At 72.2% G+C, this 15,940-nt stretch carries 2 protein-coding genes; both read right to left on the reverse strand.

Annotation, left to right across the window (positions count from 1 at the left end; translation table 11 throughout):
* Positions 1-19: 19 nt before the first annotated feature.
* A complete protein-coding gene (locus tag ABZ441_RS30290) occupies positions 20-4,990 on the reverse strand; it encodes a type I polyketide synthase (RefSeq protein WP_358979997.1) in 4,971 nt (1,656 codons plus the stop codon).
* Positions 4,991-5,037: 47 nt separating this feature from the next.
* Positions 5,038-15,912 carry an SDR family NAD(P)-dependent oxidoreductase gene (locus ABZ441_RS30295; RefSeq protein WP_358980001.1) on the reverse strand — a complete coding sequence of 3,625 codons (10,875 nt, stop codon included), beginning with the start codon at positions 15,910-15,912 and terminating at the stop codon, positions 5,038-5,040.
* Between the last annotated feature and the right edge of the window lie 28 nt (positions 15,913-15,940).

Consider the following 15,940-nt stretch of genomic DNA (forward strand, 5'->3'; position numbering starts at 1 on the left):
TGCCGCCGGAGACGACCTGTCAGGAAATGCCGAACTTCTTGCCGAGCAGCTCGAACATCTCGTCGTCGGAGGCAGCCTCGATCTGCTCACCGACCGGCGCGGCCGGTGTCTCCTGCAGCTGTGCGAGCAGTGCCTGCATGCGCCGCACCACCCTGGCCCGTCCTTCGTCGTGCGGCGCGACCGTCACCAGTGCGGCTTCCATCCGGTCGAGCTCCTCGAGCACGGACTCGGCCACGGTCTCCCCGTCGGGTACGAGCTGCTCCCGCAGGAACGCGGCAAGTCGCACCGGAGTCGGGTAGTCGAACGCGAGGGTCACCGGCAGTCGCAGACCGGTCTTGGCCCCGATCCGGTTGCGCAGTTCCACAGCGGTGACGGAGTCGAACCCGACCTCCCTGAAGGCACGTTTGACGCTGACGGCCTCCGGCCCGGGGAAACCGAGCACGGCGGCGACCTGCTCGCGCACCGATTCCAGCAGGACGGCGTCCTGCTCGGCGTCGTCGAGCCCGGCGAGGCGCTGTGCCAGGGCGGACGGTTCCTCGGCAGCGGTGCCGGACGAGCCGTTGCCGTCCTGCGCGATCCGGCGTACCTCCGGCACGTCGGCGAGCAGCGGGCTGGGCCGGGTCGCGGTGAAGGCGACGAAGAAGCGTTCCCAGTCGATGTCGGCGATCAGGACGCAGGTTGCGTCGTGCTCCACTGCCTGCCGCATCGCGCCGGCCGCGGCCTCGGGGGCCATCTCACGCAGGCCGTGCCGGTTCAGTACGTCTCCGAAGGCGCCTTCGGCCATCCCACCGCCGCCCCAGGCGCCCCAGGCGATGGAGGTGGCCACCAGGCCCTGGGACCTGCGCTGTTGGGCCAGGGCGTCCAGGAAGGCGTTGCCCGGTGCGTAGTTGCCCTGCCCCGGTGTGCCGACGATGCCACCGAACGAGGAGAACAGGACGAACGCCGAGAGCGTGGCGTCCCGGGTCAGCTCGTCCAGATTCTGCGCGGCTCGTGCCTTGGCGTGGAGGGCCCTGCCCAGCTGATCGGGGGTGAGGGCGTCGAGCAGCCCGTCGTCCAGCGCCGCGGCGGTGTGCACGACCGAGGTCAGCGGGTACTCGGCCGGTATTCCGGCGAGCAGGTCCGCGAGGGCGGCGCGGTCGCCGGCGTCGCAGGCCGCGACGGTGACGCGGGTGCCGAGAGCGGTCAGTTCGTCGCACAGCGCGGTCGCACCCGGGGCTTCGGGGCCCCGGCGGCTGACCAGCAGCAGGTGCTCGGCGCCGTCGCCGGCCAGTCGGCGGGCGACGTGACCGCCGAGGGCCCCCGTCCCGCCCGTGATGAGCGTGGTGCCCCTGAGGTCCCAGGTCCGGGAGCCGGTGGCTGCGCCGAGGCGGGCCCGGTTCAGCCGGCGTACGAAGGTTCCTGAGGGCCGGATGGCCAGCTGGTCCTCGTCCCCGGCGCCGCCGAGCGCACCGCTGAGCATCGCTCCCGTACGTGCGTCCAGTGTCGCGGGCAGGTCGATGAGGCCGCCCCACCGGTCGGGGTGTTCCAGCGCGGCGACGCGCCCCATGCCCCAGGCCATCGCCTGCTCCGCGCCGTCCGGCGCTTCGGCGGGCCCCACCTGGACCGCCCCTCGTGTGGCGCACCACAGCGGTGCGGGCACCCCGGCCTCGCCGAGAGCCTGGAGCAGCGCGACGGTGGCGGCGTAACCGCGTGGTACGTCGGGGTGGTCGGCGTGCCAGGCGCGGTCCAGGGTGAGCAGCGACAGGACTCCCTCGATACCGGAGGGCAGGTCGTGGCCGGCGAACAGGTCGCGGTGCAGCGCGCCCGCGTCGACGGTGACGGTATGGGTCCTGGCGCCGTGGGCGGCCAGGGCCTCGAGGCACGCCAGGACGAGTTCGTCCCCGTCGTGGCCCTCGGGCACGACGACCAGCCAGTGCCCGGAGAGACTGCTCGTCGCGGCTTCGGGCATGGGGCGCCAGGACACCTCGTAGCGCCAGTCGTCGACGGTGGAGAGCTCGCGGCTGCGTCGGCGCCAGGAGGAGAGTGCGGGCAGCATCGCCGTCAGAGCGGAGCGGGCTTCCTCGCCGCCTTCGAGGGCGAGGCTGTCGGCGAAGAAGCTGATGTCCTCCTGCTCGACGGCGCTCCAGAACTGTGCGTCGGCCACGGACAGTTCGTCGGCGGAGCCGGCGGGTGCGTCCATGACCGGGCGCAGGTCATCGATCCAGTACCGCTTCCGCTGGAAGGGGTAGGTGGGCAGGTCGAGGTGGGTGGGGGTGTGGTCCACGTACAGGGTCTTCCAGTCGGGGTCCACCCCGTTGACGTGTGCTTCGGCGAGGGAGGTCATGAAGCGCCGGGCCTCGTCCTCGTCCCGCCGCAACGTCCCCAACGCCACCGCGTCACTGTCGGCCGCCTCGAACGTCTCCTGCAGACCGAGCTGAAGCACCGGATGCGGACTGACCTCCACGAACACACGCTGCCCCGCGTCCAGCAGAGCCCTCGTCGTCTCCTCCAGACGCACCGTCCGGCGCAGGTTGGTGTACCAGTACTCACCGTCCATCCCCGCCGTGTCCAGCAACTCACCCGTCACCGTCGAATACAACGGCACCTTCGACGCACGCGGAGACAGATCCGCCAGCACCTCCAGCAGCCGGTCATGGATCCGCTCCACATGCGCACTGTGCGACGCGTAGTCCACATCGATGCGCTTGCAACGCACCTCGTCCGCCTTGCACGCAAGAAGCAACTCCTCCAGCGCGTCGTCGTCACCACTGACGACCACGGAGGACGGACCGTTCACCGCCGCCACCGAAAGCCGGCCCTCCCACTTGACCAGCCGCTCACGAAGCAGCTCCACCGGCTCCGCGACCGACACCATGCCGCCCAGACCCGACAACTCCACGATCGCCCGGCTCCGCAACGCCACCACCCGCGCACCGTCCTCCAAGGACAGCCCACCCGCCACACACGCAGCAGCGATCTCACCCTGCGAATGCCCCATCACCGCAGCAGGCACCACACCAGCAGCACGCCACACCTCGGCCAACGACACCATCACCGCCCACAACACCGGCTGCACCACATCAACCCGACCGAAACCAGGAGCACCCGACTCACCACGCAACACATCCAACAACGACCAGTCCGTGAACGGCTCCAACGCCGCACCGCACTCCGCCAACCGCTCCCCGAACACAACCGAGGACTCCATCAACCCCGCAGCCATACCCACCCACTGCGACCCCTGCCCCGGAAACACGAACACCGGACGAGTGGTCCGGGTGGCCGCGCCCTGGGTCACGTCCGGCGACTCGCGCCCCTCCGCGAGGGCCATGAGGGCGGACGTGTAATCGCCGGACGCGTCGGCCATGAGAGCGGCACGGTGGCTGAACCTCGCCCGGCGAACGGCGAGCGTGTAGCCGATGTCGGTCGTGGAGGTGTCCGGATGGCGTACCAGGTGGGCCTGAAGCTGCCTGGCCTGTTCCCGCAGGGCCTGTTCCGTACGGGCGGAGACGACCAGCGGCGGCTTCGCACTGTCCAGCGGTGCCCGGAGTGCCGGGGTGCCGGTCCGCTGCTCCTGCTCCTGCTCCTCCGGCGAAGAGGCCTGCTCCTCCACCGGCGGTGCCTGTTCGATGATGGCGTGGGAGTTGGTACCGCTGACGCCGAAGGAGGACACCCCTCCACGGCGTGGCTGCCCGGTCTCCGGCCAGGGTGCCGGCTCGGCGACGAGGGCCATGCCCCCGTCGACCCAGTCGATGAGTGTGGTGGGGTTCTCCACGTGGAGGGTCGGCGGCATCACGCCGCGCTGCACCGCCATCACCATCTTGATCAGTCCGGCGGCACCGGCGGCGGCCTGGGTGTGACCGATGTTCGACTTGACCGACCCGAGCCACACGGGGCGGCCTGCCGGACGGTCCTTCCCGTACGTGGCGGCGAGCGCCTGTACCTCGATGGGGTCGCCCAGGGTGGTTCCGGTGCCGTGCGCCTCGACGAGGTCGACCTGGTTGGCCGACAGCCGCGCGTCGGCGAGCGCCTGGCGGATGACGCGCTGCTGGGCGGGGCCGTTGGGCGCCGTCAGACCGTTGGACGCACCGTCCTGGTTGATGGCGGAACCGCGGACGACGGCGAGGACCGGATGGCCGTTGCGCCGGGCGTCGGACAGGCGCTCCACGAGGAACATGCCGATGCCTTCGCCCCAGCCGGTGCCGTCCGCGTCGGCGGAGAACGCCTTGCATCGGCCGCTGGTCGACAGTCCGCGCTGACGGCTGAACTCGGTGAAGGCACCGGGGCTGGACATCAGGGTGACGCCGCCCACGAGGGCCATCGAGCACTCGTCCCTGCGCAGGGACTGGCAGGCCATGTGCAGGGCCACCAGCGAGGACGAGCACGCGGTGTCCACGGTGACGGCCGGCCCGTTGAAACCGAAGGTGTAGGCGACGCGGCCGGAGGCGACGCTGCTGGTGTTGCCCACACCGAGATAGATCTCGGTTCCCTCCGGCGGGACGAACACCGTGCTGCCGTAGCCCTGGTAGGACGTGCCGACGAAGACCCCGGTCCGGGTGCCTCGCAGGGACGCCATGTCGATGCCCGCCCGCTCGACGGCTTCCCACGAGGCTTCGAGGACCAGACGCTGCTGCGGGTCCATGGCCAGTGCCTCGCGCGGACTGATGCCGAAGAACTCCGGGTCGAAGTCCGGTATGTCGTAGACGAATCCGCCTTCGAGCGTATAGCTGCGGGTCGGCTCGTCGGGGTCGCGGAAGAACAGGCCCTCGAAGTCCCAGCCCCGGTCCTCGGGGAACGGGGACAGGGCGTCGACCTGCGACATCATGATCTGCCACAGGTCCTCGGGGGCACGTACGCCGCCCGGGAAGCGACAGCTCATCGCCGTGATCGCGATGGGGTCGTTGTCCTTCTCCTCGGCAGCGCGCAGCTTGCCCCTGGTCTCCTGGAGGTCGGCGGTCACCCGCCGCAGGAAGTAGCGCAGCTTGTCGGTGTCGGTCGTGGCCTCGGTCATGGCCTGGGTTCCCCCTCGGAACGGTTCGTTCGGATGCGGTCGGCTGGTCACGAGATACCGAACTCCTTGCCGAGGAAGTCGAAGATTTCGTCGTCGCTGGCGGTGTCGAGGTCCTGCGGGGGTGCGGCGGGTGCGGACGCAACCCGGATGTCGCCCCAGTCGGCGAGCATGGCGTTGAGCCGCAGGGTGATCCGCGTGCGCCGGTCGTCGTCCGTGCCCACGGAACGGAGGAGGGCCTCGAGCCGGTCGATGCCGGCGAGCACGGGGGCGTCGGCCGCGCCGGTGTCGGGGACGACCTCGGTACGGAGGTGCGCGGCCAGTTCCGTCGGCGTCGGGTAGTCGAAGACGAGTGTCGCGGGCAGCCGCAGTCCGGTGGCGGCGTTGAGGCGGTTACGCAGATCGACGGCGATGAGCGAGTCGAATCCGAGCTTCTTGAACGCCATGTCCGGTTCCACCGCGTCGGCGGAGGCGTGACCGAGGACCGCCGCCGCATGGGTACGCACCAGGTCCAGGACCACGCGGTCGCGGTCCTCCTCGGACAGCCCTGCCAGTCGCTGTGCCAGCCCGACTCCCCCTGCGCCGGTGCCGTCCGAGTCGGCAGCGCGTGGCGCGGCCACGCGGACCAGCCGTCGCATCAGGGGCGGCAGCGCGCCTGCCGCCGCCTGGGCGCGCAGGGCCGCGAAGTCCAGCCGGACCGGCATCAGCAGAGCGTCGTCGGACGCCGTGGCGCGGTCGAAGAGAGCGAGTCCCTCCTCGGAGGAGAGACCGGTGACACCGCCCCCGCTCATCCGGCGTACCTCGGCGTCGCTGAGGTGCCCGGTCATGCCGCTGGCCTGCGCCCAGAACCCCCAGGCGAGAGTGGTGGCGGGGAGGCCGCTGGCCCTGCGGTGGTGGGCGAGGGCGTCCTGGTAGGCGTTGGCCGCCGCGTAGTTGCCCTGCCCGGAGCTGCCGAGGGTTCCGGCGGCCGAGGAGAACATCACGAATGCCGACAGGCCGCTGTCGCGGGTGAGTTCGTGGAGGTTGACCGCTGCGTCGACCTTGGGCCGCAGCACGGCGTCCACCCGGTCGCCGGTGAGGGACGTGATGACACCGTCGTCCAGGACTCCTGCCGCGTGTACGACGCCGGTCAGCGGGTGGGCTTCCTCGATGGTGCCGAGCGCCCGGGCCAGTTGGTCCCGGTCCGCCGCGTCGCAGGCGACGGCACGCGCGGTGGCGCCGGCGTCCCGCAGTTCGGCCAGCAGTTCGGCGGAGCCCTCGGCCGTCTCGCCCTGCCGGCTCAGCAGGAGCAGGTGGCGTACTCCGTGGTGGGTGACCAGATGACGGGCGAGCAGGCTTCCCAGGGTGCCTGTGCCGCCGGTGACCAGGACCGTTCCTGCGGTGTCGAAGACCTCACCGGTGACGGCTTCCGCCTCCGGTGACGTGCGTACCAGGCGGGGCAGCAGTACCGCCCCGTCCCGCAGCGCGAGCTGTGTCTCCGGCAGGGAGAGGGCCGCGGGCAGTGCGTGCCAGGATGCCTCGCTGTCGTCGGAGTCAACCAGGACGAAGCGGTCGGGGTGCTCGGCCTGCGCCGAGCGGACGAGGCCCCAGACCGGTGCAGTGGCCAGGCCGGCGACACCGTCGCCGGCGGTGGCCGCCACCGCGTCCGAGGTGTGGAACACCAGGCGGGTCGCGGCGAGGCGTTCGTCGCCCAGCCAGCTCTGGAGCAGGGCGAGCGCCGCGCGGGCGGCGGTGTGCGCACCGGCGGCCGCGCCATGGTTCTCGGGTGCCCCGATGCGTGCGATCACGGTGTCCGGCAGTGGACTGCCTGCGTCGACGGCCGCGAGGAGCGCGTCGAGGCCCGCGTGCCCGACTGCCTGGACGCCGGCTGCGGACAGGGCCGCGGGGTCGGTGCCGAGGACGGCCCATGGGCCCGTGGTGACGGGCTCGGCGGGCGTGGAGGGCCCCGGCTCCCAGGAGAGCCGGAAGAGGGAATCGCTCTCCTCGTGCGTGGCCGACCTCAGCTGCTGGGGGTCGACCGGCCGCATGTCGAGGGCGTCGACCGAGGCCACGGGCGCCCCTGTGCCGTCTGCCAGTTGGAACGCTATGCCGTTCGCACCGCTCGGGGAGAGCCGCGCCCGGAGGACGGACGCCCCGGTCGCGTACACGCTCACACCGCGCCAGGCGAACGGGAGCCTGGGCTTGCCGGCGTCCTCGCCGCGGCCCTGGCCGGGACCGAACGATCCGAGTCCCATGGCCTGCAGCGCGGCGTCGAACAAGGCGGGGTGCAGGGAGAAGCCGGCGGCTTCGGCCCGGCCGTCCTCCGGGAGGGCCACCTCCGCGTAGATGTCCTCGCCGGACTGCCAGGCGGCGCGCAGGCCCTGGAACATCGGCCCGTATCCGAAGCCGAGCCCGGCGGCCTGTTCGTAGACGCCCTCGAGCTCGAGTTCCGTGGCCCCGGTGGGAGGCCACGCGGTGAAGTCGAACGACGGTCCGGAGACGGTGCGGGTGGCGAGCACACCGGTGGCGTGTCGCCGCCAGGGGGTCTCGGCGAGGCCGCCGGCCTCGGCCGGACGGTCCGCCGGGCGGGAGTGGACTGTCAGTGGGCGGCGTCCGGTGGCGTCCGGTGCGCCGACGACCAACTGCACGTGCATGGCGCCGCGTTCCTGCAGGACGAGCGGCGCCTCGAGGGTGAGTTCCTCCACGAGGTCGCAGCCGACCTGCTGGGCCGCTCGCAGTGCCATCTCCACGAAGCCGGTTCCCGGGAGCAGGATCGTCTCCATGACGACATGGTCGCCGATCCAGTGCTGGGTCCGGGGAGACAGCCGTCCGGTGAACAGATAGCCGTCGGCGTCGGCGAGGGCCACTCCGGCGGCGAGCATCGGGTGGTCGGCGGTGCCGAGTCCGATCGAGGCCGGGTCTCCGGACGTGCTGTTCCGGATCGGCAGCCAGTACCGCTGGTTCTGGAAGGCGTACGTGGGCAGTTCGGCCAGGTGGACGTCTCGCCCCGCGAAGAGCGCGGTCCAGTCGAGGGGCACCCCGTGTACGTGAGCGGTGGCGAGCGAGGACAGGAACCGGTCGGGACCGCCCTCGTCGCGGCGCAGCGAGCCGAGGACGGCACCGTCGAGGCCCGCCTCGTCGAGGGTCTCCTGGAGTCCGACGGCCAGGACGGGGTGCGGGCTGATCTCGACGAACACCCGGTGACCGGAGCCGAGCAGGGCCTGGGTGGTCTCCTCCAGGCGTACCGTCCGGCGGAGATTGCCGTACCAGTACTCGGCGTCCATGACCGCGGTGTCCAGCAGTTCGCCCGTGACCGTCGAGTACAGGGGCACCTGCGACGTCCGCGGAGACAGGCCGGAGAGCACGGTGAGCAGGCGGTCGTGGATGCGCTCCACATGCGCGCTGTGCGACGCGTAGTCGACGTCGACGCGCTTGGCGCGGACCCCTTCGGCCGTGCAGGCGGCGAGCAGTTCGTCCAGGGCGTCGGCGTCACCGGAAACGACCACGGAGGACGGCCCGTTGACGGCGGCGACGGACAGGCGTCCCTCCCAGGGCGTGAGCCGGGCACGTACCTTCTCCGACGGCTCGGGTACGGAGGCCATTCCGCCCAGGCCCGACAGTTCCAGGATCGCCCTGCTGCGCAGCGCCACCACGCGGGCGGCGTCGTCGAGCGTCAGCGCGCCGGCGACGCAGGCCGCGGCGATCTCGCCCTGCGAGTGGCCGACGACGGCGGCCGGTTCGACACCGGCGGCACGCCATACCTCGGCGAGCGAGACCATGACGGCCCACAGGGCGGGCTGGACCACGTCGACGCGGTCGAGTCCGGGGGCGTCGGGCGTACCGCGCAGCACGTCGAGCAGGGACCAGTCGGTGTGCTCGGACAGGGCGGTGGCACACTCGCGGATCCGCTCGGCGAACACCGGGCTGCTGTCCAGGAGTCCGCGTGCCATGCCCGCCCATTGCGCGCCCTGGCCGGGGAACGCGAAGACGACCTTGGGCTGCTCGGCGGGGGCGACCGCCTGTGCGAGGCCGGGAGCTCCGCTGCCGTCGGCGAGGGCGGCGAGCGCGTGCAGGAGTTCGTCCCTGCCTGCCGCGACGACTGCCGCCCGGTGTCCGAAGCGGGTACGGGTCGTGGCCAGCGACCAGCCGGTGTCGGCCAGGACCGCGTCGTCGTGGGTCAGCAGGTGGCGGTGCAGGCGACCGGCCTGGTCGCTCAGGGCCTCGGCCGAGGTGCCCGAGAGCACGAACGGGACGGCCGCCGCTCCGAGGAACGACTCCTCGACCGTCGAGGGGGCGGCCTCGGTGTTCTGGGGGGCCTGTTCGAGGACGACGTGGGCGTTGGTGCCGCTGATTCCGAAGGAGGAGACGGCGGAGCGGCGCGGCCTGCCGGTGTCGGGCCAGGGCACCGCCTGCTGGAGCAGGGACACCGCTCCCGTGGACCAGTCCACGTGGGTGGTGGGCTCGTCGAGGTGGAGGCTTCGCGGCACCGTTCCCCGCCGCATCGCGAGGACCATCTTGATGATGCCGGAGACGCCGGCGGCGGCCTGCGAGTGGCCGATGTTCGACTTGATGGAGCCGAGCAGCACGGGCAGGGTCCGGTCGCCGCCGTAGGTGGCCAGCACGGCCTGTGCCTCGATGGGGTCGCCCAGTGGCGTTCCGGTGCCGTGCGCCTCGATGACGTCGACGTCCCGTGTGGTGAGCCCGGCGTTCGCCAGGGCCTGTCGGATGACGCGCTGCTGCGAGGGGCCGTTGGGTGCGGTCAGTCCGTTGCTGGCGCCGTCCTGGTTGATCGCCGACCCGCGGACCACTGCCAGGACCGGGTGGCCGTTGGCCCGGGCGTCGGAGAGTCGTTCGACGAGCAGAACGCCGACGCCCTCGCTCCAGCCGGTGCCGTCCGCGGATTCGGAGAAGGCACGGCAGCGGCCGTCGGAGGCGAGGCCGCCCTGCCCGCTGAGACCGGCGAACCCGGCCGGGGTGGCCATGACCATGACGCCGCCCGCCAGTGCCATCGAGCACTCGCCGTTCCGCAGTGCCTGGGCCGCCAGATGCAGTGCCACCAGGGACGAAGAGCAGGCGGTGTCGACCGTGAGGGCGGGTCCCTCGAGGCCGAGCGTGTAGGACACGCGGCCCGAGATGACGCTGGCGGTGGTGCCGGTCAGGATGTAGCCGGCGTTGTTGTCCTCGGCCTGTTGCAGCAGTCCGGTGTAGTCCTGGCCGCTGGAGCCGACGAAGACCCCGGTGCGGGTGCCGCGCAGGCCGGCCGGGTCGATGCCCGCCGCTTCGACGGCTTCCCAGGAGGATTCCAGGAGCAGCCGCTGCTGCGGGTCCATCGCGATGGCCTCGCGGGGCGATATGCCGAAGAACGCGGGGTCGAAGTCGCCCGGATCGGCGAGGAATCCGCCGGTCAGCCCTTCGATCTCCCAGCCCCGTGATTCCGGGACCTCCGTGATCGCGTCGCGGCCCTCGTCCAGCAGGCGCCACAGGTCCTCTGGCGTCTCCACGCCTCCGGGCAGCCGGCAGCTCATCCCGATGATGGCGATGGGTTCACCGCTGTCCGCGGCGTCGGCCCGCGGCGAGTCAGCACGGCCCGCGGGTACGGAACCGGCGACCAGTTCGGTGACGTGGTCGGCGAGCGCGGCGGGCGTCGGATAGTCGAAGACCAGGGTCGAGGGCAAGCGCAGCCCGGTGACCAGGTTCATCCGGTTACGCATCTCGATCGCGGTGAGCGAGTCGAAGCCCAGGTCGTTGAACGCCCGCTGGGCGCCGATCTCGTCGTGCTCCGCGTAGCCGAGGACGGCGGCCGCCTGGGTACGCACCAGGTCGAGGACGGCGGCCGCACGGCCGACGTCGTCGAGCGGTGCGAGCAGTTGCGCGAGTGTCTCCTCGGCGGAGCCCGGGCCGGCGCCGCTGTTCGCGGCGGGGCGCGCGGGGAGACGTACGAGGCCGCGCAGCATGGGCGGGACCGCTTCGACGGAGCCGGCTGCGCGCGCCCCGGACACATCGAGGGGGGCCGGCACGAGCAGGGCGTCGTCCAGCCTGCGGGTGGCGTCGAAGAGGGCCAGGCCCTGCGCGGACTCCATGGAGCCGACGCCGGACCGGCCGATGCGGCTCAGCTGCGTGTCGTCGAGGTTCGCCGCCATGCCGCTGCGGTCGGCCCACAGCCCCCAGGCCAGCGAGGTGGCCGGCAGTCCGCGGGCGCGGCGGTGCTGGGCGAGGGAGTCGAGGAAGACGTTGGCCGCGGCGTAGTTGCCCTGCCCGGCGCCGCCGAGGGTGGCGGCTACCGAGGAGAACAGGACGAAGGCACGGAGGTCCAGGTCCTGGGTGAGCTCGTGCAGTGTGACCGCCGCGTCCACCTTGGGGCGCAGTACGGCGGTGATGCGCTGAGGTGTGAGGGCGGGGAGGACGCCGTCGTCCGTGATGCCCGCGGCGTGCACGACCGCGGTCAGCGGGTGCGGTGCGGGAATCGCGGTCAGCAGGGCTGCGAGCTGTGCGCGGTCGGCCACGTCACAGGCCGCGACGGTGACGGTGGCGCCCAGCGCCGCGAGTTCGGCCTCCAGCTCGGCGGCGCCTTCCGCCGAGGGCCCGCGCCTGCTGACCAGGAGCAGATGGCGGATGCCGTGGGCGGTCACGAGGTGGCGGGCGAACAGCTTGCCCAGGGTGCCGGTGGCACCGGTCACCAGGACGGTGCCCGCAGGGTCGGCGAAGGGGACGACCGCCGTGTCGGCGGCATGCGCCCCGACCCGGGCGAGCCGGGGTACCCGTATCCGGCCGGCCCTGACGGCGAACTGCGGTTCGCCGTCGGCCAGCGCCTGGGGAAGCGTTCGGTGCGACGCGGGCAGCCCGTCGATGTCGGCCAGGGTGAACCTGCCCGGGTTCTCCGACTGTGCCGAGCGGACGAGACCCCACACGGTGGCCTGCGCGACGTCCTCGACCTCGTCCTCGTCGGTGGCGGCGACGGCACCGCGGGTGATGAGGACGATGCGGGTGTACGCGAACCTCTCGTCCTCGAGCAGGATCTGGGCGAGCGCCAGCACGCGGGCGACAGCCCCGTGCGCCGCCTCGACCGTGTCGGTGCCCGGTTCGGTCACACAAGGGACGAGGAGGGTGCCGGGTGCGGCGAGGCCGTCGTCGACCGCTGCGCCGAGTTCGTACAGGTCGGGGAACCGGCCGCCGGACGGGAGACCGAAGTCGCTGTCGCCCAGGACGATCCAGTCGCTGGTGTCGGGTTCCGTGCCGGTGCCCTGGACGACCGGCCAGTCGACCCTGAAGAGCGAGTCGTGGTGGGGGCTGCGGGACGTGTTGAGCTGCTCCGCGGAGACCGGGCGCAGCACGGTCGCCGCGACGGAGGCGACGGGCGCCCCGGTGTCGTCGGCGAGTGCGACGGACACGGTGTCGGTGCCGGTGGGCGAGAGCCGCACGCGGAGCGACGCCGCGCCGGCGGCGTACAGGGACACACCGGTCCAGGAGAACGGCAGCCGTTCCTGGCCGGGGCCGCCCTCGTCGCCGTTGCCCAGCATGGCCCGTGAGTGCATCGCGGCGTCGAACAGGGCCGGGTGCAGGCCGAACCGCTGTGCCTCGGTGGCGGGTTCATCGGGGAGGCGCACTTCGGCGAAGACGTCGTCGCCCTGCCGCCAGACGCCCTTCAGGCCCTGGAATGCGGGCCCGTAACCGTAGTTGGCGGCTTCGAGCTGGGCGTAGAAGTCGTCCATGGGTACCTGGACGGCGTTCCGGGGCGGCCACTCGGTGAAGGCGGACCAGTCCGGGGCAGCGGCCTGGCCGGGGGCCAGGATTCCGCCGGCGTTGCGGGTCCAGGTCTCGTCACCGTCCTGGCCGTCGGGGCGGGAGTACACGTACAGCGGACGGTGCCCGGTGTCATCGGGTGCCCCGACCGTCATCTGGACGGCGACGCCGCCTTCCTCGGGGAGGATGAGCGGCGCTTCGAGGTTGAGCTCGACGAGCTGGCCGCAGCCGACCTGGTCGCCCGCGTGGACGGCCAGTTCCACGAACGCGGTTCCGGGCAGCAGGGCGGTGCCCAGGACGGTGTGGTCGGCCAGCCAGGGGTGGGTGCCCAGCGAGAGCCTGCCGGTGAACAGCATGCCGTCGCCGTCGGCCAGGGTGACCGCGGCGCTCAGCAGCGGGTGTTCGGCCGCGCGCAGGCCCATGGCGGTGGCGTCACCGGCCCAGGCGGCGGACAGCTTCGGCCAGAAGCGCTTGCGCTGGAAGGCGTAGGTGGGCAGCACGGTGTTCCGGGCGCCCGTCCCTTCGTAGAACGCCTGCCAGTCCGGTCCGCTGCCGTGTACGTGCAGTTCGGCGAGGGCGGTGACCAGTGACCGCGCCTCGGGGCGGTCACTGCGCAGGGCGGGGAGGAACACGGGCCGGCCGGCTCCGGCGACGGTCTCCGTCAGGGCTTCCTGGCCCAGGGCGCTCAGTACGCCGCCCGGACCGATCTCGAGGAAGGCGGTGACTCCGTGGTCGAGGAGCGTCCGGACTCCGTCGTGGAAGCGGACGGCCTCGCGGACGTGGCGTACCCAGTAGCCGGGGTCGGCGATCTCCTTGGCACCGATGAGGGCACCGGTCAGGTTGGACACGATCGGCAGCTCGGGGGCCCTGAACTCGATCGTCCTGGCGAAGGCGCGGAACTCGTCGAGCATCGCCTCCATGTGCGCCGAGTGGAACGCGTGGCTGACCCGCAGCCTCTTGGTCTTGCGTCCCTGCGCCTCGAAGTGCGCGGCGATCTCCAGGACGGCGTCCTCGTCGCCGGAGACGACCACGGCGCGGGGGCCGTTGAGGGCGGCGATGGACACGCCCGTGCGCAGCAGGGGCTGCACCTCGTCCTCGGTGGCCTGGAGCGAGACCATCGCCCCGCCTCCGGGGAGCGCCTGCATCAGCCGTCCGCGGGCCGCCACCAGTGCGGCGGCGTCCTCCAGGGACAGCACGCCCGCCGCGTGAGCGGCCGACAGCTCGCCGATGGAGTGGCCCAGCAGGTAGTCGGGGCGGATGCCCCAGGAGGTGAGGAGGCGGAACAGAGCCGTCTCCACCGCGAACAGACCGGCCTGTGTGAAGACGGTCCGGTCGATCAGTCCTGCGGTGGCCTCGTCCGCGGGGTCCGCGGCGAGAACGACGTCCTTGACCGGCCGGTCGAGGTGCCGGTCCAGCTCGGCGCATACGGCATCGAACGCCTTGGCGAACACCGGGAACGCCTCGTACAGTCCACGGCCCATCCCGGGCCGCTGCGAACCCTGCCCGGAGAAGAGGAGGCCGAGCCGGCCGTTCTCCGGGGCAACGCCTTGTGCCTGTCCCTGGGCCGGAGTGCCGGCGACGAGCGCACGGAGGCCGCGCAGCAGGTCCTCGCGGGTCTCTCCGACGACGACGGCCCGGTGGTCGAGGGCCGCGCGGCCGGTGGCGAGCGAGAAGGCCAGGTCCAGAGGCGCCGCTTCGGAGATCTCCGCGTGCGACAGCACGTGGGCCGCCTGGCCCAGCAGTGCCTGCTCCGTCTTCCCGGAGACCGTCCAGACGAGCGTGGACGGCGCGCCGCTCTGCTCGGTCCGCACGGTCGGCTCAGGGCTCGGGGCTTCCTCGATGACCGTGTGCGCGTTCGTACCGCTCATGCCGAACGAGGAGATGCCGAACCGCTTCGGCCGCCCCGTCTGCGGCCAGTCCCTCTGCTCGGTCAGCAACTGGACGGCACCCGCCGACCAGTCGACGTGCGGCGTGGGCTCGTCGATGTGCAGCGTCTTCGGCAGCACGCCGTGACGCATCGCCTCGACCATCTTGATGATGCCGGCGACGCCGGCGGCGGCCTGGGTGTGGCCGAGGTTGGACTTGACCGAGCCGAGCAGCATGGGCTGATCGGTCTGCCGGTTCCGGCCGTAGGTGGCGAGCAGCGCCTGCGCCTCGATCGGGTCACCGAGCGTCGTACCCGTGCCGTGCGCCTCGACCGCGTCGACCTGGTCGGCGGTGAGGCCGGCGTTCGCCAGCGCCTCCTGGATGACGCGCTGCTGGGAGGGCCCGTTGGGGGCCGTGAGGCCGTTGCTCGCACCGTCCTGGTTCACGGCGGAACCGCGGACCACTGCCAGGACCTCGTGGCCGTTGCGGCGGGCGTCCGACAGTTTCTCCAGCAGCAGCAGCCCGGCGCCCTCGGCCCAGCCGGTACCGTCGGCGGCTTTGGCGAAGGCCTTGCAGCGGCCGTCGGTGGACAGCCCGCGCTGCGCGCTGAACTCGATGAAGGCACCCGGGGTCGACATCACCGTCACACCGCCGGCCAGCGCGAGAGAGCACTCCCCCTGACGCAGTGCGTGCGCGGCCAGGTGCAGAGCGACGAGCGACGACGAACACGCGGTGTCCACGGTGACGGCGGGGCCCTCGAGACCGAACGTGTAGGACACGCGTCCCGAGACCACGCTGGCCGCCGTGCCCGTCAGGCCGTAGCCCTCGACGCTGTCCGGGGAGAACTGCAGCAGGGAGGCGTAGTCCTGACCGCTGGAGCCGGCGAACACGCCGACCCGTGCGCCGGACAGCGAGAGCGGGTCGATGCCCGCCCGCTCGAACGCCTCCCACGCCGTTTCGAGGAGCAGCCGCTGCTGCGGGTCCATCGAAAGGGCCTCGCGGGGGCTGATGCCGAACAGGCCGGAGTCGAACTCCGCGACGCCGTCGACGAAACCGCCCGACCGGACGTAGGACGTGCCGGACTGCTCGGGGTCGGCGTCGTAGATCCGCCCGTTGTCCCAGCCGCGGTCGTCCGGGAACGGCGACATCGCGTCCGCGCCGGCGGCGACCAGGTTCCACAGGTCCTCGGGGCTCGCGACCCCTCCGGGGAACCGGCAGCTCATCGCGACGATCGCGATGGGCTCCTGCTCGCCGGCCTCCACCTCACGAAGGCGCTGCCGGGTCTGGTGGAGGTCGGCCGTCACCCGCTTGAGGTACTCGAGGAGCTTGTCGTCAGCCACCATTACCGCTAACCCCTTTGTATAGAAC

This window comes from Streptomyces sp. NPDC005752, from assembly GCF_040630715.1.
Taxonomy (GTDB): Bacteria; Actinomycetota; Actinomycetes; order Streptomycetales; family Streptomycetaceae; genus Streptomyces.